20 protein-coding genes are annotated in these 25,078 nt (G+C 40.1%); all 20 read right to left on the bottom strand.

From position 1 onward, the window contains the following. Positions 1-53 precede the first annotated feature (53 nt). The 20 genes from tldD to H5157_RS03845 all read right to left on the bottom strand — a co-directional run bounded on the left by tldD (position 54) and on the right by H5157_RS03845 (position 25,078). On the bottom strand, positions 54-1,493 hold the full coding sequence (tldD, locus tag H5157_RS03940) for a metalloprotease TldD (RefSeq protein WP_182724177.1): 1,440 nt from the start codon (positions 1,491-1,493) through the stop codon (positions 54-56). Next, a complete protein-coding gene (locus tag H5157_RS03935; RefSeq protein ID WP_182724176.1) occupies positions 1,490-2,329 on the bottom strand; it encodes a carbon-nitrogen hydrolase family protein in 840 nt (279 codons plus the stop codon). The genes tldD and H5157_RS03935 overlap by 4 nt, the downstream gene beginning before the upstream one ends. Beyond that, a complete protein-coding gene (locus H5157_RS03930; protein WP_182724175.1) occupies positions 2,326-6,183 on the bottom strand; it encodes a YhdP family protein in 3,858 nt (1,285 codons plus the stop codon). The genes H5157_RS03935 and H5157_RS03930 overlap by 4 nt, the downstream gene beginning before the upstream one ends. Further along, on the bottom strand, positions 6,183-7,655 hold the full coding sequence (rng, locus tag H5157_RS03925) for a ribonuclease G (RefSeq protein WP_002958405.1): 1,473 nt from the start codon (positions 7,653-7,655) through the stop codon (positions 6,183-6,185). The genes H5157_RS03930 and rng overlap by 1 nt, the downstream gene beginning before the upstream one ends. Before the next feature lies 1 nt (position 7,656). Then, positions 7,657-8,226, bottom strand: coding sequence for a nucleoside triphosphate pyrophosphatase (locus tag H5157_RS03920; protein ID WP_002958404.1), 570 nt, complete (start codon positions 8,224-8,226; stop codon positions 7,657-7,659). Then, a complete protein-coding gene (gene mreD / locus H5157_RS03915; RefSeq protein WP_002958403.1) occupies positions 8,226-8,705 on the bottom strand; it encodes a rod shape-determining protein MreD in 480 nt (159 codons plus the stop codon). The genes H5157_RS03920 and mreD overlap by 1 nt, the downstream gene beginning before the upstream one ends. Continuing rightward, positions 8,698-9,540, bottom strand: a complete 843-nt coding sequence (gene mreC / locus H5157_RS03910) for a rod shape-determining protein MreC (protein WP_173400216.1) — start codon at positions 9,538-9,540, stop codon at positions 8,698-8,700. Before mreC ends, mreD begins: the two co-directional genes overlap by 8 nt. Next, positions 9,540-10,583, bottom strand: a complete 1,044-nt coding sequence (locus H5157_RS03905) for a rod shape-determining protein (protein WP_002958401.1) — start codon at positions 10,581-10,583, stop codon at positions 9,540-9,542. The genes mreC and H5157_RS03905 overlap by 1 nt, the downstream gene beginning before the upstream one ends. A 133-nt stretch (positions 10,584-10,716) precedes the next feature. Next, a complete protein-coding gene (locus H5157_RS03900; RefSeq protein WP_182671030.1) occupies positions 10,717-12,765 on the bottom strand; it encodes a formylglycine-generating enzyme family protein in 2,049 nt (682 codons plus the stop codon). 121 nt (positions 12,766-12,886) lie between these two features. Next, positions 12,887-16,627 carry an H-type lectin domain-containing protein gene (locus H5157_RS03895; RefSeq protein ID WP_182724174.1) on the bottom strand — a complete coding sequence of 1,247 codons (3,741 nt, stop codon included), beginning with the start codon at positions 16,625-16,627 and terminating at the stop codon, positions 12,887-12,889. Next, positions 16,624-17,115 carry an agglutinin biogenesis protein MshP gene (locus H5157_RS03890; RefSeq protein WP_182724173.1) on the bottom strand — a complete coding sequence of 164 codons (492 nt, stop codon included), beginning with the start codon at positions 17,113-17,115 and terminating at the stop codon, positions 16,624-16,626. The genes H5157_RS03895 and H5157_RS03890 overlap by 4 nt, the downstream gene beginning before the upstream one ends. Then, the gene (locus H5157_RS03885) at positions 17,105-17,947 is read right to left on the bottom strand and encodes a type II secretion system protein (protein WP_182724172.1); all 843 of its coding nucleotides are present in this window, start codon (positions 17,945-17,947) and stop codon (positions 17,105-17,107) included. Before H5157_RS03885 ends, H5157_RS03890 begins: the two co-directional genes overlap by 11 nt. Further along, the gene (locus H5157_RS03880; RefSeq protein ID WP_182724171.1) at positions 17,947-18,486 is read right to left on the bottom strand and encodes a prepilin-type N-terminal cleavage/methylation domain-containing protein; all 540 of its coding nucleotides are present in this window, start codon (positions 18,484-18,486) and stop codon (positions 17,947-17,949) included. Before H5157_RS03880 ends, H5157_RS03885 begins: the two co-directional genes overlap by 1 nt. Further along, entirely contained in the window at positions 18,473-18,964 is a 492-nt protein-coding gene (locus H5157_RS03875; RefSeq protein ID WP_121953563.1) for a type II secretion system protein, read from the bottom strand. Before H5157_RS03875 ends, H5157_RS03880 begins: the two co-directional genes overlap by 14 nt. 8 nt (positions 18,965-18,972) lie before the next feature. Next, positions 18,973-19,494 carry a prepilin-type N-terminal cleavage/methylation domain-containing protein gene (locus H5157_RS03870; protein WP_182724170.1) on the bottom strand — a complete coding sequence of 174 codons (522 nt, stop codon included), beginning with the start codon at positions 19,492-19,494 and terminating at the stop codon, positions 18,973-18,975. 22 nt (positions 19,495-19,516) lie between these two features. After that, complete coding sequence (locus H5157_RS03865) at positions 19,517-20,101, bottom strand: prepilin-type N-terminal cleavage/methylation domain-containing protein (protein ID WP_182716461.1); 585 nt, start codon at positions 20,099-20,101, stop codon at positions 19,517-19,519. A 4-nt stretch (positions 20,102-20,105) separates the two neighbouring features. Beyond that, positions 20,106-21,326, bottom strand: a complete 1,221-nt coding sequence (locus H5157_RS03860; RefSeq protein WP_024594535.1) for a type II secretion system F family protein — start codon at positions 21,324-21,326, stop codon at positions 20,106-20,108. Next, positions 21,313-23,040: a GspE/PulE family protein gene (locus H5157_RS03855; protein ID WP_182724169.1), complete on the bottom strand. Its 1,728-nt coding sequence runs from the start codon at positions 23,038-23,040 to the stop codon at positions 21,313-21,315. The genes H5157_RS03860 and H5157_RS03855 overlap by 14 nt, the downstream gene beginning before the upstream one ends. Further along, entirely contained in the window at positions 23,037-24,179 is a 1,143-nt protein-coding gene (locus H5157_RS03850) for a tetratricopeptide repeat protein (protein WP_182724168.1), read from the bottom strand. The genes H5157_RS03855 and H5157_RS03850 overlap by 4 nt, the downstream gene beginning before the upstream one ends. Then, complete coding sequence (locus H5157_RS03845; RefSeq protein ID WP_024598054.1) at positions 24,176-25,078, bottom strand: ExeA family protein; 903 nt, start codon at positions 25,076-25,078, stop codon at positions 24,176-24,178. Before H5157_RS03845 ends, H5157_RS03850 begins: the two co-directional genes overlap by 4 nt.

Raw genomic sequence — 25,078 nt, 5'->3', positions numbered from 1 at the left:
TACAATAAACATCAAGCATGTAGGTGCAAATTCACTTCGCGCTTGAGTAATATTTAAGCTGTACCACCGACCGTTAACTGATCAATCTTAAGGCTTGGTTGGCCTACGCCTACCGGTACGCTTTGACCATCTTTACCACAAACACCAACACCTTTATCAAGTGCTAAGTCGTTACCAACCATAGATATTTGCTGCATTACTTCTGGTCCATTACCAATAAGCGTTGCGCCTTTAATTGGTTGGGTAATTTTACCATTTTCGATTAAATACGCTTCTGATGCACTAAATACAAACTTACCTGAGGTTATATCAACTTGTCCGCCGCCAAAGTTAGGCGCGAATACCCCTTTTTTAACTGAGCTGATAATATCGGCTTGGCTGTGCTCACCACCTAACATGTAGGTGTTAGTCATGCGAGGCATTGGTAAATGCGCATAAGACTCACGACGTGCGTTACCGGTAGGATTTACACCCATTAAACGCGCGTTTAGCTTATCTTGCATATAGCCTTTTAAAATACCGTTTTCGATAAGTACGTTGTAAGCGGCTGGTGTGCCTTCATCATCAACATTAAGTGACCCACGGCGATCGGCCATGGTGCCATCATCAACAACAGTACACAGCTCAGATGCTACTTTTTGGCCTACTTTACCACTAAACGCAGACGCGCCTTTGCGGTTAAAGTCGCCTTCAAGTCCATGCCCTACTGCTTCGTGTAAAAGCACGCCAGGCCAACCATTACCAAGTACAACTTCCATCGTGCCTGCAGGTGCATCAATAGCTTCAAGGTTTACTTTAGCTTGGCGTACAGCTTCTTCAGCAAATTCCATCCAACGTGGTTTACCATCAACAAGCTCTTTAAAGTAACCATAATCTAAACGTGCACCACCGCCTGCGCCGCCGCGTTCACGGCGACCATTTTTTTCAAGCAGTACTGAACAGTTTAAGCGAATAAGTGGGCGAATATCGGTGGCAAACGTACCGTCACTAGCTGCGATTAATACTTCTTCGTATACCGCTGACATTGAGCTAATTACTTGCTCTGCATCGGGTGCTAGTTCACGAATATAGTTTTCAAGTTCGCGTAATAAACTCACCTTGTCGGTATCGCTCATACTCGAAATTGGCTGATGCGCTGCAAACTGCTCTTTAGCTTTAACATCACTAAATACTTTAATCGCTCTATCTTCGCCAGCATCTGCGATGCTACGAGCCGCTGTAGCCGCTTTATTAAGTGCTTCAAGATTTATTGCATCAGAGTAAGAAAAACCTGTTTTTTCGCCGCTTACAGCACGTACACCAACGCCACGCTCAACGTTATAAGAGCCTTCTTTAATTAAGCCGTCTTCAAGCACCCATGATTCGTGGTGGCTTGATTGAAAATATAAATCGGCGTAATCCACTTTATGCTGATGTATGTAAGCGAGCGTTTTTTCGAGCTCTTCTCTATTTAGCTGGCTGTCTTGTAGTAAATGCTGTTCAACCGAATTCATAATAAATGCTCTCTAAATCGTTGATGAGACTGCACGGGCATATCTCGTCTAATTTTTTGTAACTGGTCTAAATCTGCGTTGCAGCTTATAAAACCGGTGCCTGTTGGCAATTCACTCAGGGTATTGCCCCAAGGCGAAATAATAATACTGTGGCCATATGTTTGTCGGCCATTTTCATGTGTACCGTACTGAGCTGCTGCAACTACATAACATTGTGTTTCTATTGCGCGAGCTGCTAATAGCGGTTGCCAATGCGCTTGCCCTGTAGGGACTGTAAATGCACTGGGTACTAAAATAATATTGGCGCCTTGGCGTACTAGTTCGTTAAATAAGCCACTAAAGCGCAGATCATAACATACTGTTAAGCCAATTTTACCAAAGGGAGAATCAACAACCACTACATCGCGACCTGCTTGGGTAAAATCTGACTCTCGATAGCTACCTGTTTTATCATCTACGGTTACATCAAATAAATGTATTTTGTTATACGTTGCAACCAGCTCGCCTTGATTATTATATAAGTGCGATGCTGCGTAATACTTATGTTCGTTAAATGGCTCAGGCATTGTGCCTGCATTTAACCAAATATTATGGTGTTGGCACAATTCACTAAGTTGTAATTTGTATTGCTCAACTTGCTTAGCAACACGTAACGTATCGTTACCAGTTTTACTAAACACTAAAAAAGCCTCAGGCAAGCAAACAAGTAATGGCCTTGTTGCTGGCAGAGTTTTAAGTGCGCGCTTTAAGCTTGTTATGTTCTCATCAGGGCTTAGCCCTGAACACATTTGTAGGGCAACTATTGCGGGTGTGCTTATGCTTGCTGTTTTGTTCATTGCGTTACTGTTACTTGTGCATCTTTAAGTTTTAAATCGACTGATGCTTGTGGCTGATTTTGCGCAGCTTGAGGTAGTGTAACTTCACGACTTTTTCTGTCGAGTTCTTGAACAATAGGATCGTTCATTTTACCCGTTACTTTAAAATTGATCTCTGAGATGACGCGCGCAGAATGAATAACTTTATCAAGTGCTAAAGCAGCAAGCCCTGTTACTGGATTAACCATCCACGCAACTATAACCGGAATGCTTGAGGTTACTTGTGGCGCTACAGCAAGGTCGTAATCTATATCTAGCGTATTTAAGTTTGCGTAGCCTTTAATAGTCAAATCGGCAGGCACACCATCCATTTTAGTATCTTTAGTGTAAGCGATACCGTTTTCTAACTGCATAGAGCCTTGCATGCTGTTATAAAAAAAGCCCTTTGAAAATACATCTCTAAAATCAAGTTTCAGTTTGCGTACGAGTGAATCAAGGCTCAACAGCGAAAATACGCGTGCACCACCATCACTTATTTCAGTTAAGTGACCTTCCCCTAAATCCCAAGTAACCTCACCACTTAAAGTTTTCACATCAAAATCATAAGGTGCTGCTTGCCAAGTAAGATCATAATTTAGATCAGCTTTAGAATCCTTAATTGCAGAGGTAATATCAAACTCGCCAAACAATGCGCCTATATCATCACTTTTAAGCTCACCACTTAGCGTTGTTAAACCACTTTGCCACTGCCCTTTAGTGCGCAGTACATGATCTCCTTTATCGATTACAAGTTCTGATATCGATAAGCGCTCGCCATCACCTAATAACGACGCACTCACTTTATCAAGCTGATAGCGATCAATTTTGCAGTCACTACATTCAAACTCAATGGCAGGTATTTTAGTAAGCCAGCTCAAGTCTTCCTCAGGAAGTACATCTGTTATTTCAATTAATTGCTCGCTAGGCTGTGCAAAATTAAGCCTTAAGTAATCGGCATTAATTCGTATAGGCTGGCTAGGTTGTGATGTAGGAATAAAAACCCCAGCTCTAAGTTCTTTAGCATTTAGCTTTAGGTATAAATCGTCTTTTGATGGTGCTAAACGCATTTCAAAATCATTAAAGATGATGTTACTCGCATCAAGCATACCTATATTTGCGACCACCTCATTAAGCGGTGGCATAATCCCTTTTGATTCTTTATCTGGGTTTGATTTACCTGCTTTAATTATTTGATCAATCAGATCAAACCAAGGCACTAATTCACTCTGCTCAAGATTTATATTTACGCTTAAGTCTTTTTGGTTTAATCCTAAATCTTGTTTTCCGAGCACAAAATGGACATTACTAAACTGTGATTTTCCATTTTCTAAAATAGCATTAAAGTAAAACTGTTGATTAGCGTTTGCTGTAATGAGATTAGAAATATCATCACCTTGAACTACTGCATCAAGTGCCCACGCTTGTTCGCTATTTTTATTATAAGGTGCGGGTAAGTTACTCGTTAAGCCAAGTAGTTCTGAGTTTACCTGTGCACGATAATTAAAGCCTTGTTCGGTAAAATTAAGTACTAAACCAATATCAACATCGCTTTGCCCGCTTAAATAATTTTTTAATATACCTTGTCCACTATCAATTAGTGTATCGGCGTCAATTTTGGCGTTTATATCTATGTTTGCTTGGTAATTTTTAGCATCACTTTTGCTGCTGTAATTAATATTTAGCGGCATGCCCAACCACTTCGCAGTCGCATTTTTAAGTGTAATATTGTCGTTTTTAAAATTAAGCTCGCCAGTTAAGTTTTTAAGCTCAATACCTGGCGTTGCTATAAATACTGGTAAGTCATTTAAATTAACTTTGCCGCTAACACTGGCTCCGCCTTTAAACTTAGAGCCTACTAAAAGCTCAATACTGGCATCGGCTTCGCCTTTGCCCTGTACAACTTTAAAAATTTCAGCAAGAGGTTTGGCAATAGGTGTCGCTGCAAAAAAATCATGTAACTTTTCCATCTCTGCTTTTTTATCAATTTGCACAATAAGTTCATCAGCATTCATTAAATTTGCAATGCTCACCTGTACACTATTACCAATATCTAAATTAACCAACTTGCCTTGCTGGCTATATATGTCCATCCGCTCATTAGCAAAATGTAGCTGTACATCAGCATTAGTGACCGCAGGCCAACCAGGGTCAAACTCATAGGTTGCATTGTCTATTTGTGCTAATACATCAAACTGACCACTACCATCAGTAAATGGGAAACCAGACAAAGGCCCTGCAAATAAGACCTGTGCTTTAGATACTTCTCCGCCTTTAATTGCACCATTTAAATAGCTAACAAGTTCAGGGCTCATCGCTTTTAATGGGAAGTAATGATCTGCAATATTGGCATCTGGGGCGAACGCTTCTGCGTAAAGATCTAATCGAGGATCATCTGTTAGGCTAATTTGTAATTCTGCAGCAAGAGTAACTTCATCATTATCAAACCAGATATTGTCACTACTTATATGCCAGCCATCATCTCGCTTAGCTAAATCTAGCTCTACATTTAGCTGATTATAATTTATGTCGTTACTAAAGCTTTCGCCTGTGACTAATGTGCCACTTTCGCCAAATAAATTTATTCGACCAGTACTTTGGGTAAGTAAACCATTTACTCTAAGCCCTTGCGCTGCTGGTACCGATCTTAATTCTTGCCAGCCAATATTGTTAGCCTCAAACCATAATTGCCATTGCTGTGCATTAGAAAAACTTAAATAAGCTTGATCTATTTGCCCACTAGGTTGGCGTTCTAAAAATGGTTCAAGTGCATTAAAATTACTTAGCCCGGCTAGGTTACTCAGTAATTCAAAATCAACTTGATGCAGCCACACTTTATTTTGCAGCCCTAGTTGGGCTTCAAACTCTAAACTTGGCCATGCTTTATCGTTACTATTAAATGTTAAACCGGTACTTTTTAAGTGCCAGCTATTTTGTTCTGGATATAGATGGAATCCACCTTCACTCAAACTAACTTGGTGGCTTTGCTCTTCTCGCTGCCAGCGTACAAAGCTTGGTAACCACTGCATTTTCACATCGCTTACAAAACCTTTATCTAGTTTTAGCCATGCTTGTAAATTAATATCGCTATGTAGTTGTTGTTTTTGCGTATTTATATATTGCGCTAACCAGTTAGATACATCGACCTTATTAGCCTGCACATAGATGTCGCCCGCAACCTGCTCTAGAGTATCCCCGGTAAGTGCTATGCGCGCGTCAAAGTCTCCGACCGAAATTCCCGGTAGTGCTAAGCTTCCACTGCCAAGGTGCTGCTCATCTTCATTTTGCCAAACAATGTTTTGAAGAAGTAATTTACGTTCTTTACCATCTTCTAAAATAAAGTTAATACTGGAATTTTCTATTGCAAAATGACCCGTTTCACCCAAAAACAGTTCTTCAATTAGCTCTTTTTGCTCAAAAGAAACTTCGTCGTTATCACCGGTTTTAAATAAGTTGGTGATATTTACACTGGTATGAAAACCATTAATAACAAAATAATTAGATCTAAGTTGCAGTGCTTTTAAGCTTTCCCATAGGTTTAGCTCTAAGCTGGTTTTAGCAATGGTGAGTGATATTGGCGCGGTTTCGTTATCTTTAAACGATAAATTTTCTAGCACTAATGCAGGACCGCTGCCCTGCCAACTAGCTGATATTTCGCCAATAGATAAGCTTATTTCAAACTTTTCGTGTAAATAGCTTTCTATGTCACCTTTGTATTCGTTTGCATACGGGAGGGTATATTTTAAAATTGAAACAATAACGGCCAGTAATACCAAAATTATGGCGCAAGTCTGCCATAACTTTCTAAAACAAAAAAAACAGACCGCTTTTGCTTTCATTACATCATTACCACATCAAACTGTTCTTGGCTGTATAAGCTCTCGGTTTGAATATTGACTTGCTTACCAATAAATAGTTCAAGCTCAGCAAGGTTATGATACTCATCGTTTAGTAGGGCTTCACTTACAGCAGGCGCTGCATACACCATAAACTTGTCTGCTGCGTATGCTCGGTTAACACGCACTATTTCACGTAGTATTTCGTAGCAAACCGTTTCAACTGTTTTTTGTGAACCACGACCGGAGCATGCAGGGCATACATCACATAAAATATGTTCTAAGCTTTCGCGTGTACGTTTACGCGTCATTTCAACAAGGCCAAGCGCTGAAAGCCCATTAATATTCGTTTTAGTGCGATCTTTTGCAAGGGCTGATTCAAGTGAATGAAGCACCCGCCTTTTATGATCCTCACTTACCATATCGATAAAGTCGATAATGATAATACCGCCTAAGTTACGCAGCCTGAGCTGGCGGGCAATTGCAGAGGTTGCTTCTACGTTGGTATTAAAAATGGTTTCTTCTAAATTACGATGTCCTACAAATGCACCAGTATTAACATCAACAGTCGTCATTGCTTCTGTTTGGTCAATAATTATATAACCACCCGATTTTAGCGTAACTTTACGATGTAGTGCTTTTTGAATTTCGTTTTCAACATCAAACAAATCAAATATAGGTCGCTCGCCTGGGTAGTATTCAAGCACTTGAGAAAGCTGTGGAACAAACTCTTCAGTAAATAACTTTAGTTCTTCATAGCTGAGTTTAGAGTCAACGCGAATGCGCTCCATATCTTCGCCTACGTAGTCACGCAGGGTTCTAAAGGCAAGCGTTAAATCTTCGTGTAGGATACTGGCTTTACTCGTTTTTCTACGACGTGATGTTATTTTTTCCCATAATTTTCTTAAAAAGCCGGCATCGTGTCGTAATTCAGCTTCGCTAGCACCTTCAGCTGCTGTACGTACGATAAAGCTGCCATTTTCATCGCCATATTCTGCGACTATTTTTTTAAGACGTGAGCGCTCTTCTTCAGTTTCTATACGCTGACTAACCCCTACATGGGTCGCATCAGGCATAAACACTAAATAGCGAGAAGGGATAGTTATATCAGTGGTGAGTCTTGCGCCTTTAGTGCCTAGCGGATCTTTTACCACTTGCACCATAATGTATTGGCCTTGACGAACTAACTCTCTAATATCTTGTACTTTTTTTATTGGTACGTCGTCTACGCCTTCAACAATAGAGGCACTATTTACAATATCGGATGCATGCAAAAATGCAGCTTTTTCAAGGCCGATATCGACAAAAGCAGCCTGCATACCCGGAAGTACACGGCTTATTTTTCCTAAGTAAATATTGCCTACAATACCTAGATTACCGATTCGCTCTAGCTGTATTTCTTGCAGTACACCGTTTTCTATTAGGGCAACACGGCTTTCGCTCGGTGTGACATTGATCAGTAATTCTGTACTCATGTTACCTTCTTAAGAATGTTTTTAATAATTGTTCGGTTTCATATAAAGGTAAGCCTACAACAGAAAAATAGCTACCCGCAATGTGAGTTACAAAGCGGCCGCCTAAACCTTGGATACCGTAGCCACCGGCTTTATCTTGTGGCTCACCTGACTCCCAATAAGCATTAATTTCTTCATCTGTTAAGGTTTTAAAAGTAACATCTGTGCTTACAACACAGCTAAGCACATCATTTTGCGTTGCAAATGCAACTGCGGTAAGAACTTGATGCGTGTTACCCGATAGGCGTTTTAACGTGTGTGTAAAATCGTTTTTATCGCGAGGTTTACCCAATGACTCGTTGTCTATAACAACCACGGTATCACTACCAAGTACAGGGCGATCGGTATATCCAAGCTCTACACCGCTTTGGGCTTTCAAGCGCGCTAAACGCTCAACAAGTGCTCTAGGTTGCTCGTTTGGAAGTGGGCTTTCATCTGCATCAACACTAAATTGTGTAAATTCGACACCTAATTGGCTTAATAACTCTTTACGACGGGGAGAGGCTGATGCCAAATATACTGCGGTAGTCATTACCTGATCCTAAAATGTCTGCGATATTTACGAAGTAGTAAAAAGACCCAAAACCAGCTAACCATTCCGGTTGCTACTGGCCATAAGTACTGTGGATTAAAATAAACCCCTAACAAAAAGTGATTTAGCCAAAACTGCATTAAGTGATACAGCGTTAAAAATAAACCAATTAGTAGGCTTTGTTGCCAAAGCGAAAAGTTACGAATTTTTTGAAAGTTGCTCGCGGTTACAAAAATACATACCGAGAATGTAAGCGAGTTCACGCCCAGCGGTGAGCCAGACGCTAAATCTATTAATAAACCAACGACCCAAGCAGTACCAATATTTAAACGATGCGGTACTGCTAGCGACCAATACATAAGTACAAGTAAAACCCAGTCAGGTCTAAATGGCTCAAACGAAAATGGAAGTGGCATTAGTGCCATTATTAACGCAAAAAAGATGCTTAGCGCAATTAACAATGAATAACGGTTAATCATCGCTGATTTGCTCCTGTTGATTACGCCATAAAATAACCAGCAAGCGAATGCGATCTAGTTGCGCAATAGGTTCTGCAAAAACTTGTGCAAACGGTCGCCCTTCATCACGATTTATTTCAGTTACTACTGCCACCGGGTATCCTTCAGGGAATGTGCCCCCTAAACCCGATGTAACAAGTACATCGCCAATTCGCACATCTAAACTGTGTGGAACGTGAGAGAGCTTAACGACGTTAATTTTACCTATGCCTTCAACAACCGTTCGTACATCGTTACGAAGTATACGCACAGGTGTGGCATGTGTGGTGTCGGTCATTAGTAGCACACGTGAAGTTGTTGAACCAACCTTTGTAAGCTGCCCTACTACACCCATTTCATCAATTACAGCTTGGCCTTCACTAAGCCCGTCAGTTGTACCACGGTTAATAACAACCTGATGACTATACGGGTTTGAATGTACAGAAAGTACCTGAGCAATAATTTTACGATTTGATTGCTTTGCAGATGAGCCTAATAAGGCGCGCAGTTTTTGATTTTCTCTGGCTAGAAATTGATACTGCTGAAGTTGCTCGCTTTGTAGCATTTGCTTTTTTTTCAGCGCTTCGTTTTCAGTAAGAAGTTGATCCCGCGTATGCAGGCTTTTAGCACTTAAGCTAAATAATTCGTAGGGTAAATTAGCAACATAGATTAGTGGGCTAACTAGAGTATTAAGGCTGGTACGAACAACGGTACCACCTTGCGTATATCTGTCTCCAACTATGAGTACGATACTCAAAAGCACTGCGACAAAAAGTCGCAGTTGCAAAGAGACTGTGCGTCCAAACATTAATTTCATTAGTCGTAACTAAAAACGTCACCACCATGAACATCGATCATTTCTAATGCTTTACCACCACCACGCGCAACACACGTAAGTGGATCATCAGCTACAACAACCGGAATACCCGTTTCTTCCATTAATAAACGGTCTAAATCTTTTAACAATGCACCACCGCCAGTAAGTACCATGCCGTGCGCAGAGATATCTGATGCCAGCTCAGGTGGTGATTGCTCAAGTGCAACCATTACTGCACTCACAATACCCATTAACGGCTCTTGTAGAGCTTCTAGGATTTCGTGTGAGTTAAGCGTGAATGAACGCGGAACACCTTCGGCAAGGTTACGACCGCGCACTTCAATTTCGATTGGCTCATCAGTTTTGAACGCAGAGCCAATTTGATGCTTAATATTTTCAGCTGTCGCTTCACCAATTAAGCTACCAAAGTTACGACGTACATAATTAATAATAGCTTCGTCAAACTTATCGCCACCAATACGAACAGATGATGAGTAAACAACACCGTTAAGTGAAATAATAGCCACTTCAGTTGTACCACCACCAATATCAACAACCATAGAACCTGTTGCTTCTGATACTGGTAAACCTGCGCCAATAGCTGCTGCCATTGGTTCTTCGATTAAGTAAACTTCACGAGCACCAGCACCCATTGCAGATTCACGTATTGCACGTTTTTCTACTTGAGTAGCACCACACGGCACACAAATTAGTACACGCGGACTTGGGCGCATAAAGTTATTGTTATGCACTTGCTTAATGAAGTGTTGTAACATTTTTTCAGTTACATAAAAATCAGCAATTACACCGTCTTTCATTGGACGGATTGCTTTAATATTTCCCGGTGTACGACCTAGCATTTGTTTTGCTTCTGTACCTACAGATGCAACACTTTTAGGTCCACCAGCGCGTTCTTGGCGAATAGCAACAACAGAAGGTTCGTTTAATACAATACCTTCTTCTTTTACATAAATTAGGGTATTGGCTGTACCCAAGTCGATCGATAGATCGTTAGAAAAAATACCACGGAGTTTTTTAAACATGAGGCTGGATGACCTTTGAAATACGTTCTTATATTAGCTGCCTCACTTTAACATGCTCAACTATATGAGCAATATAAAGCGCAGCGCCTTTGTGAATTTGTGAAAAAAGGAAGCAAAGCTTCCTTAATTGAGTTTATCGTTCGCGAACTAAGCGAAAACCAATGTAGTTAGATCTAAAATCAGGCGCTAAAATTAAACGCGTAGATGCACGAGCAAGGCTTGGTGCAAAATTCCACGCTCCGCCTCTTACTGCTACATCAGACTCACCTGATTCTTTATCGGTCCATTCCCATACATTGCCTACGGTATCGTATAATCCAAATGCATTTGGAGAAAAAGAACCTACTGGTGATGCACGTCTATTTGACCATTCACTACCACACCAACCACAGTTAGCTAGGTTTTTACCAATTTCGTTACCCCAAGGGTATTCTGTTTCGGTTCCTGCACGTGCTGCGTATTCCCACTCAACTTCGTTAGGTAAACGAAATTGCTGTCCTGTTTGACCCGATAACCACTCAGCGTAAGCTTTTGCATCGTTATAAGTTAAACATACAGCAGGAAAGTCACTGCCTTGCTCAAAACCAGGATTACGCCAATTTAAATTTGCTTCCCATACTGGTTCGCCATTTAAATAATACGCACACCCTTTATTTTTTTCCGCTTGAGTTTTATAACCTGTATTTGCTACAAATTTTTCGTAGGCACCTACGGTTACTTCTTTACTTTGCATAGCGAAAGAATTTGCTATTACTTTTTCAATTACTGGACGTTCATTAGCTAAACCATTGCCATTGATATCGCCCATTTTAAATTTGCCTGCAGGAATAACGACAACCGGCGTTTCAACGTTTGCATTTAATACATTAACGTTTTCACTAACCTGGCGTGTTGTTACTTCTGGTTGCTCTCGAGTATAGGTCGGTGCAGCAATCGACTTAGGCTTTTTTACCAAATTTGCATTAATTGTTTGTGCTTTATTCAAATCAACACGAACTTGATAAGGCTTATAGCCAAGTTTACGTATTTCAATGTTGTGAATACCCGGCGGTAAACGTGTGATCAAGCGTGTTGAGCCAAAGCTTACACCATCGATAAACACTTCATCGTCGTATACGTTTGATCGTAATGTCAGCTCTATTGATTGATCCTTCTTCTTATTAAGGATAGAAGGGTAATCTTTTTTCGCCGATGCAGGTTTAACTGAATAATCACGTACTGGCTGCTTTTCTAAACGAGAAACCGACACCGTGTTACTATTATCCGCGCTATTACTGAATGTTAACTGACTATCAGTAAATGTATTGTTATACGCGGGTTGATAAGCAGCAGTAAGTGGCGTGCCGTACTCAGAACAATAACGGTTATCAATGCTTAATAAGCTACATAAACGGCTACTGTTTACTTCGCCGCGCATGGTTACGCTTAAGTTAACGTTGTAGTTACCTTGGCCGCTAAATGCACTGTTAACTACATGGCTACTTAATATTTGTACTTGAGCGCCCGCCAAATTACGTTTTGGCTCAACAATGCGCTCTTCTGTTAAGTTTGCAAATATTTGATCTACAAAGCGTTTAGTTGCTTTTTGTAGCCCCATTTGCTGACCGCGTTGCTCACACGCCGCTAGCGTTTCTGTTCGCTTACAGTTAATCGTATGGTTAACTTCAAGCGTGCCTTCACGTGTAAACTCGTTACGTAAACGCTCTACTCTGGCTGTAGTTAACTGCTCTTTTAAACTTTCTAAAGTATTTAAAAGCGTATGCTTAGCAACACGAATTTGCTCTATATCTTTACGGTGGGATGCAATTGCCGCCAACTGCATAGAAATATCATCTTTGTTTTGCTTATGATCAATCACCGCTTTTTGATAGCGTGATTGAGCCGCACTAATATTAATAGTGGGATCGTCAATTAAACGACGGTACATTTCGTTCATCGCATCGAGCGCTTGGTTTTTTTCTTTATCTAGCTCTGTAGAACGAGAACGAAGTAGCTCTAGTTGATTTTGTAACTGACTTTCTTCTTTAAGATGTTTTTCAAGTATTCTTGTCGAGTTATCGTATTCTGTCTGTTTAACACTAATCTCTGACTCAATTCCAGTTACTGTAGCTGTGTCTTGTGCAAATGCACTACTAGCTAACAAACTAGCTGAAATTAACAGAGATAAAGGAGTAATTCGCATATATTCCAGTCCCAAAAAGCGGCAATTATTTGGTCGTTATTATTTTTTATAATTAAAGCCTTATGCTATGTACTTGCAGCACAAAACACAAGCTTTGTTCAATTATTATCTTAGTTTACAACTATTCGCGTGTTTCACGCCAGTAAATAACCCGATCATTTCCTCGAAAGCGTCCAAATTGTAAAATAGTACGAGGATCAAGCTGTGTTTCATCCCCCTGCCAATCCCACTTTAACCAATCATAAGTATTATATTCTAAGGTAAATTCACCCAAACCATTTGGCTGCGCATAAATACCATTGTTTGCCGGATACACTCCCGCCTCTAACTGGCCAGATACACCTGTTCCATATTCATAGGCTAATTGCGGGCTGTTAGGCGATATTTGAGTGATTTGGGTATGATCAAATACACTACAGTTATCTTCTGCGTTATTTACAAATCCACTGCCGTTGTAATACTGAGCCTGCATAGGAATAAGTAAAGGGTCGAGATCGGAGCCTGCGTTATTACCAAGTACTAAACGTCCAAATCTAAACTCTATTGGTAATGTATTTAGTCGTACACTATTACAGCCACCCGAACATGCTGTTTGTGTATTAGGTTTATCATTTGCATCAATGAGCGTTGCTCCTTCTATGTCAGAAAGCGTTGCCATTAAACTCACCATAGCGAACGGTCCATCTGCTTGCCCTACACCTAATCTTTCGAGTGTCGTGTTAAGTTGACTCATTTGCCATTGGCCGTCGCTTATATCTCCCCAGTTATTATTCCCTAGGTTTACTAAGCGGCTAGCAAAATTAGTTGCGGGTACATAGTTAGCTACTTCATTATTTTCGGCATTAATGGCTACACTGGACTTATCAAAGCCCTCTTTATAATTAGCCATTAGCTCACCATTTTGATTTAGTGCTTGTACTGTAAAGCCGAGTTCAAAAGGTTGATCAAGGTAAGTTAAATTACTGCCGTATTGCGTGCATTGTGCGGCAGCTTGAACCCCCACTACCTGAAACTGCGAAGGTGCAAAACGGCCAACGTTATATAATTCACCTTTTACATCTCCCGCGCCAAAGTAATCGGCATCTTGCAGACCTGCTGTTAAATCAATTATGCCAACTTGGTCGTAATTATACTGCGATATAGATTCACTCAAACTGCCTGTGTCACTAAAGGCAACAGTGCTCATCGCTTCAAGCGTACCTTGAACGCCTGGCGTAGGCGCTTTAAGTAATGCCTCTACAAGTGGTTGCTCTGTAATAAAGTGCTTGGCAATGGTGTTATTTGTAATATTGCTGTAGTTATCTGGGTAACCATCGTTGTTAGTGTCTTGCCCTGTTTGCCATTGCACCGCATTCATTTTTAAATCAAATGCTTCGCCAGTTAATCTAAATAAACTTCCATTGGCATCTGCTGCATAGCCATCACTTGCAACTTCCATCGCTAATCCAAATGGCTTTACAACATACTCATTTGAACTCCCCGTTAGATTTACTGATAAATTAGTGACTGGGTCTAAAATTAAATTGGTATTTACATTTAAACTCAACTTTCCTGCGTCGGGATAATTTATAACAATCGGGGCTTTAGACTCACTATCAAAGTTTAGCGTGAACGATTTAGCTGCTTGCTCGACCGCAAAGGTATTATTGTTGTTACTAAGTGAAACCGTATCAGAGCAACTTGCACCAGCACTGCATGTATACGATAAATCTAAGCTTACATCACCACCAGCGGGAAATGCAGCTTCGCATACGCCCGTAGTGGTATTTGTTTTTACCGCTTGAATAGATAGCGCTTTTGCATTAAATCCAGTATTTGAAGGCTTTGCTGATAACTGAGTAGGAATTGTAGTATTTCCATCTGTATCATTATTAAAAATAAATCCAGCATCAGAAAACGTAACTTTACAGCCACTCAAACCAACATTATTACCACCGATATAACAACGAAGAGGTGCAGAAGGATCAGCAGTGTTATATCCAAATGTAACACTGCCTGTGGTGCGTTTAGCAAATTCGACAACCGCTGATCCTGTAAAATTAATATTCTCCCCCGTAACCCAACTTTGCTGACCACTATTATCTGGAGAAAGGTTTAAACTAGACGGCTCAGCAAATAATAAGTCGCAGGCATCATTAGCGCAGGCTGTGAGTGTCATCTCTTTAGCTTCACACGTTAGAGCATTGTTATCGCTTATTGTTAAACGATAATGATCCAGTGTTTCTGGTGTATAAATGCCACAAAAACCAGGGATACTTTCGGGTACTGGTAGAGCGTCAAACGTTGAGCTCCCTTCGGTAATAATTTGAGTAGCCGATGTAATTGACCCCTGATACGTCACATTTTGAGCGATTCTTACCTCACCAGTGGCAACAATATAGCCCGCAATATTTGCATCGGCTGCAATAGCAACCGCACCATCAACATAAATAGCTAAATACGCGCCGGTTTCGACCACTATACTTGTTTTACCTATATTCAAAAATGAAGTTGATAATAGTGAGGTTGTGTCTTTTAAAAATATACGTGTAGGCGCTGTTACTCTGTACTCTGTTTCCAGCATACTTAACTGCAACTCATCGTAATAATAGTCGCCAGCTAAAGAAGTAGGTACGGGCCCTGTTGAGCTACCATCATTTGTAACCGTTGGCACCTGCGCCGCTTGATTCGGTTCTAAAGAGTTATAACCACCAGCAACACACGCCTGACCATTACACAAAGGAGGGCTCGTCAGCGCTGTAGAAATTAAATTTGTGGTGGTGACAAACTGCGCATTACCATCGGTTATTTCTACCCCCTGCACCAGCTGTACTTCACCGTTGTTATAAGTAGAAATAGCTCCTGGGAATAACGTATCACAATCTAAAATATCACCATTAAATACAAAGGTACTGGTCATGGCGAGTATTGATGCTTCCTCGTTTACGTGACGGCGCTCGTTATCGCCATCACGGTCTTCGTCAACAACAAGCCCTAGCCTGTCAGTTCTTAGGTTACAGCTGCGTAGCCACCCGCCATCATCTTCTTGGCGTGAGTTTTTACTTGCAACCACCAAAGGAGCCACACTAAAGTTATTAGTAAAACTAAAGTAATTACAGCCATCGCTCCAACCGTCAATTTCAAAGCCTGTGAAAAAAGTTTCCCACGATACCTCAACGCCATTATCGTCAGTAAATGTGCGGTTACTTCCTGGCTCCACTGCCATGTAAGCAACAGTTTCGTTTTTTATGATCCCAAGTGCTGTTTCAGATGCCTCTAAAGCAATATTAACGCTGCTGGCAGATAGAGAATTACTTTCTACTGCAACTGTTAAAAACGGAATTAATGCCTCAGAAGGTGGATTGCTGTCTATGCTATTGAGTGTTTGTAACGAATGGAAAAAGTTTGGCCTTTGAGTAAACGGTTCAGCAAATGTTAAAGACTTATAGCCTTTAGGTGTCAGTGGAGCAAAGCCAGACTTAGAGCCATACTGTAATTCGAGTAATAAGTCTGTACTGCCCACTTCCATAATTGTGCCGTCTGGAAATTGATGCACACCATACTCAACAGCTAAATAGTGCGCGCCCATACTAATATGTCCACCATCTTCTCCTGAAGGTTCAAGCGGTAAGGCCTCAAAGCTAGTTGTGGTTATATTACGTATTCTTATTATTGCAGGGTTTCCACCTTGGTTTGTTGAGAGCATAAATACAGCAGGAGGCGTTATATATTGCTGTTGAAAATTTACTTTTGTCCAAACAGGCGATGTGTATGTATCTTGCAGCTCTATATAACGGCCCTCGATTTTTGGAGGCACTGCATTTGCGTGATTACAAAGTAACACGCAGCTAAAAAATATAATGACTAATGCACTTTTTATCATGGTAAAGTTTTAGCCTCCACACTGAGTGTTCTTTGTGTTTCCCAATAATCCTTTCTGCAATCATTTCCTGCAGGGCAATCAATTGCGGCGCACGTTGCACTACTTTGTAAGTAATAAATATTAACAAGCCCGTTTGTTGTGCTGCTGTCGGGTAGGTCTATATATTCATCGCAACTCACCAGCACGTTACAATTAGCTAAATATGCAGTTTGAAAGGTTAAATTAGTTGTAACTGATGCACAGCTTTGCACTGAGCTATTTATTGGAAAGAGTTGCGTTAAACCACTTTCTAATCCACTTTGTGCTGCCATAAAAGAGCGTGCCCCATAATACTCAATCGTATTTTGTTGTGATGCACCAGAAAGCACTTTAACTAATGCTAACCCTAGTGCTAATAAAGCAACAATAATTACCAAAGAAACAATTATTAAGTTCCCTTTTTGTTTACTGGGTAAGGCTTTTCCGTGATGATTTTTTTTAAGGTACATTAGGAATATGCACCTCATGGTTAAAATTCATTACTTCAGTATTGTTAAATTGCATTTGCGCATTCACATTAAGCACAGCGTTTCTTTGTAGGGAGAGCGCATCAAGAGTAAAAAATAAATCGCTCGCTAAATTATTGGCAATGTAAATACCTAATAAATCACGTTTAACACCACTGCTTATTTGTAAGCTCACGGCATCTAATTGATTAACTGTAAAACCGTAATCGGTATATCTATATAAATACTGCCCTTCAACGCAAAAACTTACAGGTTGAGAGAGTAAATAAAGGCGCTTACTTGGCGACTCTTGGGCAAACGCTTTACTAAATTGCCACTCATCAATTGCACTAGTGGTGGAGCTATTAAATGCTGATAGTTTTAAACGCTTATTATTATTCTCATCGTATATATCAGCGCTGCTTAACGGGTAAGTTGTTGCCCAATCTCCAACTTGCGGCTGCGTTAAATTATTAAGTTCAAAATCAACAGCGCTAACATTAAAAGGCGCTACGGTAGGTAGGTAATTTGTATAGTGAGTCGCTGATAAAAACGGCGTAAATTCTAAGCACTGCTGAGCACTACATGCTCCGCTAGTGCTGTTATCGCAAGAGAGCCTTAATGAGTTTGGCGTAGCGTGGCGAAGCTCTTTACTAAGTCGCGTTATTAAAAAGCGGGCCTGGGCTACAGCTTCTTGGCGCTCAACCCCTTGTGAGTAAATACTGACCCCAGCACCAATAAATGAAAATGCACTTACGGCTAAAATACCAATAATAACCATGACAAGTAATAGTTCTATAAGGGTAAATGCATTTTGGTATTTAGCTCTTTGCATTAGTAATTCCCTTTATATGCACTAAATCCGTAAACTTCGCCTAAGGGTGATGTTACTTCAATAGTAATACGCTTAAAGGTTGTGCCATCGTTGGTGGTCGATTCGTTAAAGTCGCTATCGTACTCAACAGTAACAACTAAATTAAAGTCGCTGTACTCGCTTAACACCTCACCTAAGCTATTAGTAATAGGCTGGTTAGACAGTGCAATATAGTCATCTACATCGTTATAACTAGTTCTGGTTTCTGAGTTATCTACTCCGAAGTCAGCAGGTGCGGTACAAGCCTCAGCACCTAAGGTTGTTTCGCCGCAACGTCTAAAAGGTGCGTTTCTATCACTGTGCTCATCAAACGACTTACTTTGGATTTCGTTCATTAATGATTGACCAAATTCAGAGGCTCTTAAAGCCACAATCGGCTCTGCACTTTTTTTGGCTTGTGGGGCAATTAAAGCTGTAATAATACTTAATGCAATTGCAAACATGACAATGCCAATAATAAGCTCTATTAGAGTAAAACCTTTTACTTTAAGGGCACGCATATATAAGCCCTTCACCACTTATGCATACGCCAGCTAATCCAACATCTATTCGACACTGCGTAGTACAGGTTTGATTTGATTTACCTAAAGGATCAAAACTAATTTGGGTAAATATATTCGCGTTACTATCTAAAGCGCTAAATGTTATATCACTTCTTTGCGTGTTTATTTGTACCACTAAATGATCGGTGTTATTGGTATCTGCTCCACCGGTACATGTATCGGGTGTGGAGGGAGCAATAAGTGTGGAGGTAATATAAAGGGTATGACAACTTGAAATGGCTGTATTTTGCATTGCACGTAGCTGCACTGTTCTCAGTGCATTTAAAGTACGATCTCTATACGAATAGGCGTCTTCTGTTGAGCTGCCCAGAAATTTGGGAACTGCCGTTACCGACAGTATTCCCAATATTACTAGAGTAATAATTAACTCAATGAGTGTGAAGCCACGCAATCGTTGCTTACTACTGCTTATCATTTATGTAATTAACAGCCCGTAGTAACAAGTGTAATCACTGGAGGAGTTACAACTACAGGGCCTGTCGTCGCAGTAGCTTGCTTATAATCGATACGGCAATCATCTCCTTTTACATAACTGTTAGGGTAAATGATTAAAGTACCATCGGTTGCTGAATCATCTAGATTAAAATCCGCAGAATCATCAGTAGCGAAACTAACATCTAAAAATGCTTCAAATGCAGCAAGGGTTGCTGCTGGGTAACCATAAACTGTATCGACTGCATCCCCTGTATCTACAGTAACTGTAGCCTCATCCTTTTTATGATCACTAGCAATAATGGATTTGCCATTCACAATATTCATACCACTGCGAATAGAGCCCTGTAAGCCTTCAAGTGTTGAAGCATTGGCATCACCTTGCAAGTTTAAAAAGCGAGGTGCTGCGGTAACAGCTAAAATGCCTAAAATAACAATTACGATGATCAATTCAACAAGTGTAAAACCTGCTTGTTTATTTATTGGTAAACTTTTTAACGATTGCGTTTTCATAAATAAGCCTCTTTTTAATTACTTAGTTTTTAAATATTTTTACTTTGCCTGTTTTAGCAAAGTATGAAAAACCTGTTAGACCTGATATTTCCCCTGTATTGGTAGGTATACTTTTAACATCAATGGTGTGAGTTAAATAATAGACGCATTGCGTATTTTCTGCATTGTACCTAACTAAAAAACTTACACTTTTTATTATCGATAATTCATTACTTAACGTACTACTGGGTGCATCTTGTAAAATTATATTTAAAACTTGGCGGCATTTATTCGCATTTATAACTTCTGCACGAGTATCTTTTTTTTCTGTTTCATCGCTTGTTGGTGTGCCTAACGTCCCATCAACACCAACTATTACCCCTGCATAGTTAACAAATGTTTTGTTTGACCTGCTGTTTGGCCTACCTTCTAATTCCCATTGACCCCTAACCATGCCAACGGCCGATGAGAAACTACCTGCTATAGCGTCAACGCTTGCATTATGCGCTTGATTTTTAATACCTATATATTGAGGTATAGCAAAGCTCAAAATTACTGCCAGTAAAATCACAACAATAACTAACTCAAATAATGAGAAACCTTTTGAGTAAGCCTTTGATGCAATCACTTGGTTAATTACCTTTAATCGCGGACATCATGTTCCACATCGGCATAAAAATACCCAACGCTAAAATCAGCACCATAATGGCAACAAACACAGTTAAAATAGGTTCTATTTTTGCAGTTAAGCTCCGTAAGTCGTAATCAACTTCACGCTCATAATAATCAGCAGCCTCTTGTAAGAGCTCATCAACCCGGCCCGTTTCTTCACCTACCGCTACCATCTGTAATACAAGCTGAGAAAACAGCTGAGAACTTTTTGAGGCCCTAAGCAAACTATCGCCCTTTTCTATATCTTGGCGCATAGTAATAATCGCTTTTTCCATATAGCTGTTATCTACGGCATGCGCTGTTAGTGATAAACCAGTGGTCATAGGCACACCGGAGCGCAATACCATAGCTAAACTTTGACTGTAGCGCGCAAGCAATGTCCGTTTTAAAATATCCCCAATAAATGGAATTTTTAATTTATATTGATCCCACTTAAAGCGTCCAGGCTCTGTATTTAAATAACGCCTCCAAGCAAAAACAGAACCAATAACCATCACCAATAATAACCACCAGTAGTTAACAAAAAAGCTGCTAGTGCCAATTAATATTTGAGTCATTAATGGCAATTCGGCATCAAATTTTTCGAACATACTGGCAAAGGTAGGAATAACAAAAATATTCAAAATAATCATAGCCGCTACTAGAGCCAAAATAACAAAAGTAGGGTAGCGCATAGCTGCTTTTATACGCTTTCGGGTTTCTTGTTCTTTCTCAAAATAAATAGCGAGTTGATAAAACGCATCTTCTAATCGTCCAGAGCCTTCACCAACCATTACCATGGATACTGTTAAACGGCTAAATACCTCGTTATGTATCGCCATTGCACTGGATAAGTCGCGGCCTTGTTCGAGCTGCTTGGTAACTTCTATTAGTACATTTTTAAATTTTTTATTTTGTGTTGTTTCTGCCAACCCAACCATTGCTCGTATAATTGGTATACCTGCTTTTAATAGCGAATACATTTGCCTAGAAAACATAATCATGTCATCTAGCGTTATTTTTTCGACAAATAAATTATCAAAAATTTTGATGTTATTTTTTGTTTCAACTAAAGAGATTGATATTGGTATAAATTGACGCTTCATTAAACTATCAGCTACGCCAGCTTGGTTACTCGCTTCTAATTGGCCTTTAACCAACATACCTTTGCTGTCTTTCGCTTTGTAGCTATATAGTTGCATCAATATCCCCTACTATTTCTGGGATATATTCAGCCACTTTAAATACTTCATCTAAAGAGGTAATACCTTGCTTAGCGTAATTTAGTGCCATTGTTGAAAGTGGTGAAAAGTTAGCACTATTTTTAGCTGCCCTTGCAAAACCTTGTGTGTCGTTAACCCGTAATGCATCCATCATCGCATCATCCATTTCGAGTAACTCAAAAATACCTACACGCCCTTTATAACCACTATGGTTACATGCAGTGCAACCTTGCCCTTTAGAAAATTGAGCATCTGTAATCTCTTCGCCTAAATATTTTAACCAACTTAATTCTTGGCGATCTGGCAAGTACGGTACTCTGCAGTCATTACATACTCGTCTTACTAATCGCTGAGCAATAATCGCGCGCAGTGAACTTGCCACTAAGTAAGCCGGTGCCCCCATGTCGATTAAACGCATAGCACTGGTAATTGCATCATTGGTATGTAACGTTGATAGTACGAGGTGGCCTGTTAAAGCGGCCCTTAATCCAATATCTACGGTTTCTTGGTCACGCATTTCACCAACCATTATAATGTCAGGATCTTGCCTTAGAGCGGTCCGTAAAATACTTGCAAAGCTCAGCCCTATTTTATTATTTATTTGTACCTGGTTAATACGGCCAATACGATACTCAACGGGATCCTCTACTGTAATAATTTTACTTTCTTGTTGGTTTAACTCACTTAATGCACCGTATAGTGTGGTTGTTTTACCCGAGCCTGTTGGCCCAGTAACTAAAACCATGCCATGCGGACGTTTTATAATGCTGCGTACACGTTTTAATATGTGTACTGGCATGCCTGTCTCATCTAACGATAATAATCCGGCTGATTGATCAAGCAAACGCATTACAACTGATTCGCCATGCTGAACGGGCATAGTAGATAGGCGCACATCAATACTATGGCTGCGCACTTTTATATTAAAGCGACCATCCTGAGGGAGGCGTTTTTCAGATATATCTAATCCCGACATAAGCTTTAAACGTAGCACGAGTGCCGATGCTATTTTTACTTGGTTAAGAGTGTGCTCTTGTAATATGCCATCTACACGTTGACGAATGCGAAGCAAACCTTCATCAGGCTCAATGTGAATATCGGATGCACGAACTTGCACTGCATCCTCAAATATTGATTGCAGTAACTTAACAACGGTTGCATCAGATGTTTCATCACCTAAAGAGTTTAAATCAAACTCTTCTACGTCTTGATATTCTTCATGGAGTTGTGCTGCAAAGTTAGTAATTTCATCTGTACGACGATATACGTTGTCAAACGCAGCCATTATTTGACTTTCTTGTACAACAGCTAAATCTATTCGTTTAGGAGCAAGCATAGTTGCAAGTTGATCAAGCCCCCTTAGATCAGCAGGATCGCTCATCCCGACTAAAACAGAGTCACCATTGTCTTCAATTACTAATGCTCTGTAGCGACGTGCATAAACCTCAGATAAAAGCTTAGATACATCAGCTGATATTTTTCGCTGTGATATATCTAAAAAAGGTACTTGTAATTGCTGCGCTAAAAAACGTAATAGTTGTGGTTCACTAATAAACTCAAGTGTAATAAGCGTCGAACCTAATTTACGACCCGTCGCAGCTTGAACGTTTAGCGCTTCGCTTAGTTGCGCTTCGGTGATCATGTGCTCATGAACAAGTAAGTCCCCTAAGCGCATTTTTAAACTAGGTCTCATACGGCCTCCTTTAGCGCAACTAAACGCTGTAATGCATGCTGCGTCATAGCTGTATTTAATCCACCTAAATCTAGAGCCACTTTGTAAAGCTGTTTAGCATCGAGGTACTCTCCTAATGCATCTTTTGAGGTTGCAAGTGCCAGCCACCACTTAGCTTGACTAGGCTGTAGTTGTGTAAGATGTTTAAAGCTTTCAAGTGCTTTATGGTGCTTACTCGCACTTTGCGCAGCAGTACCTTGTAGCACCCAAAAATCAAGATTCGCTTGAGCCTCAAATTCATCACTTAAAAGCAGCAATACTCCTTCATACTGTTGTTGCATAATGAGTATTTTGCTTAGCATTACACGCCATTCAAGTACGCTAGGGTTTTGGCGAATACCTGCTTGCAAAACCTGTTGCGCAGAATTTATATCTTGTTGTTTAAAGTAAGTTGCAGCGAGTAAATTTCGAGCTTCAACGTGCAAAGGCAATTGCGCTAAAATAATATTTAAATCACTAATGGCTTCATTGTATAAGCCAAACTGTATTGCTTGTTTAGCTGCGGCTAATTGCTCAATCAATAAAGCCTGTGGCGACTTAGCTTCTGCCACGCTTTTAATCATAGTATTTTGAGGCTTAGCTTTAGTCATTGGCGTAATTTTTGGCTTACTCACAGTAACTTCGCTTGCGGTTAACTCTTTATTATTAGCTAGTGCAGAGCTTTGTTTAACCTCGGCAATTACAACCGGCCCAACTACTGGCTGAGAAACCAATAATGTAGCTTCACTCGACTTGGGTTCAGCTAAATCATCCACTTTTGGTTTTATCTGCTCAATTGGTATAACTGCCTTCACAGCTTCTTGCTCAACCATAGGTTCTGCAGTGCTTTTTTCATCTTGGGAGTCAGATAAATTAGAGGTTATAACCGCGACCATTTTTTGCTGTGGTAACACAGACTCACGTTGAGTCTCTTTTTTGTCGGCGGTCGGTAAATATAGGTATGCTAAAAAAATGACACTTAGCATAATAAGTAAAATTACGGCTTTAAATGCAATATTTTTTACATCATATATCGGCTTTAAACTTATACCTTCTTGAATACTTACTTGTTTAGCTTCTCGTTGCTCAATATTTTTAAGCATATTATTTATAACGCTCATAACAACTGCCTCCATACCCATATGGCAGCAATAGCTAAAACACTAAACATTAAAGCACTGTAGCTCCAATATTGTCCGGTTCGATACTTTGCGCAGTCTTCGGTATCTTTTATGGCAAGTTGAATATGGCGATTTGTTATTATATTTAACCCTTCACCGTATGCTTGTAATAGTGCTTTGTGGCATAAAATATTAACTAACCTAGGAATTCCACGGCTAGCTCTAGCAATTTTGAGCCCCATACTATTATTAAATAAAGGAGGCCTATTAAACCCTGCAACTTGTAAGCGGTGATTAATATAATAAACAACCTCAGCGCCAGTCATCGCCCGTAATTTATACGAAAAACTGATACGTTGGCGTAATTGCCTTACTTTGTTGTTTGCCAGCTTTTCATCAAGTTCAGGTTGCCCAAATAACACAACTTGAATTAGTTTTTCACTTTCTGTTTCTAAGTTTGTAAATAATCTCAGCGCCTCTAGAGTCTCCCAACTCAAGCATTGCGCCTCATCTATCAAGAGCACTACACGCTCATTATCTTCTTGTAAGTCGAGTAAGTGATGATTTATAAGCTGCCCTAGTGCTTGCTGATCTAATGCTTTATCTACATCCATACCCAGCTCAATGGCAATCGCCCATCTAAGCTCTTCTGGGCTTAAATAAGAGTTAGGTAAATAAGCCACAATGTAATCTGGCTCAAGTTGGTTTAATAGCTTTCTACAAAGTAGCGTTTTACCAGTCCCAACTTCACCAGTGACTTTAATAAACCCTTCACCCATTTCAATAGCTGTTGTTAACACTTGCATCGCTTCATGGTGCGGTTCAAGTGCACAAAAAAACTCTGTGTTAGGGGTTAACGTGAAAGGCATTTCACTTAAATTAAAAAAGCTTAAATACAT

The organism is Pseudoalteromonas sp. SG43-3 (genome assembly GCF_014164385.1).
Classification (GTDB): domain Bacteria; phylum Pseudomonadota; class Gammaproteobacteria; order Enterobacterales; family Alteromonadaceae; genus Pseudoalteromonas; species Pseudoalteromonas distincta.
The sequence above is the reverse complement of the archived record's forward strand: the minus strand, read 5'-3'. Positions and strand labels throughout refer to the sequence as shown.

Coding starts and splice junctions, on each gene's coding strand:
- tldD (WP_182724177.1), bottom strand. CDS start 1,493: ATGAATTCGGTTGAACAGCATTTACTACAAGACAGCCAGCTAAATAGA.
- H5157_RS03935 (WP_182724176.1), bottom strand. CDS start 2,329: ATGAACAAAACAGCAAGCATAAGCACACCCGCAATAGTTGCCCTACAA.
- H5157_RS03930 (WP_182724175.1), bottom strand. CDS start 6,183: ATGAAAGCAAAAGCGGTCTGTTTTTTTTGTTTTAGAAAGTTATGGCAG.
- rng (WP_002958405.1), bottom strand. CDS start 7,655: ATGAGTACAGAATTACTGATCAATGTCACACCGAGCGAAAGCCGTGTT.
- H5157_RS03920 (WP_002958404.1), bottom strand. CDS start 8,226: ATGACTACCGCAGTATATTTGGCATCAGCCTCTCCCCGTCGTAAAGAG.
- mreD (WP_002958403.1), bottom strand. CDS start 8,705: ATGATTAACCGTTATTCATTGTTAATTGCGCTAAGCATCTTTTTTGCG.
- mreC (WP_173400216.1), bottom strand. CDS start 9,540: ATGAAATTAATGTTTGGACGCACAGTCTCTTTGCAACTGCGACTTTTT.
- H5157_RS03905 (WP_002958401.1), bottom strand. CDS start 10,583: ATGTTTAAAAAACTCCGTGGTATTTTTTCTAACGATCTATCGATCGAC.
- H5157_RS03900 (WP_182671030.1), bottom strand. CDS start 12,765: ATGCGAATTACTCCTTTATCTCTGTTAATTTCAGCTAGTTTGTTAGCT.
- H5157_RS03895 (WP_182724174.1), bottom strand. CDS start 16,627: ATGATAAAAAGTGCATTAGTCATTATATTTTTTAGCTGCGTGTTACTT.
- H5157_RS03890 (WP_182724173.1), bottom strand. CDS start 17,115: ATGTACCTTAAAAAAAATCATCACGGAAAAGCCTTACCCAGTAAACAA.
- H5157_RS03885 (WP_182724172.1), bottom strand. CDS start 17,947: ATGCAAAGAGCTAAATACCAAAATGCATTTACCCTTATAGAACTATTA.
- H5157_RS03880 (WP_182724171.1), bottom strand. CDS start 18,486: ATGCGTGCCCTTAAAGTAAAAGGTTTTACTCTAATAGAGCTTATTATT.
- H5157_RS03875 (WP_121953563.1), bottom strand. CDS start 18,964: ATGATAAGCAGTAGTAAGCAACGATTGCGTGGCTTCACACTCATTGAG.
- H5157_RS03870 (WP_182724170.1), bottom strand. CDS start 19,494: ATGAAAACGCAATCGTTAAAAAGTTTACCAATAAATAAACAAGCAGGT.
- H5157_RS03860 (WP_024594535.1), bottom strand. CDS start 21,326: ATGCAACTATATAGCTACAAAGCGAAAGACAGCAAAGGTATGTTGGTT.
- H5157_RS03855 (WP_182724169.1), bottom strand. CDS start 23,040: ATGAGACCTAGTTTAAAAATGCGCTTAGGGGACTTACTTGTTCATGAG.
- H5157_RS03850 (WP_182724168.1), bottom strand. CDS start 24,179: ATGAGCGTTATAAATAATATGCTTAAAAATATTGAGCAACGAGAAGCT.
- H5157_RS03845 (WP_024598054.1), bottom strand. CDS start 25,078: ATGTATTTAAGCTTTTTTAATTTAAGTGAAATGCCTTTCACGTTAACC.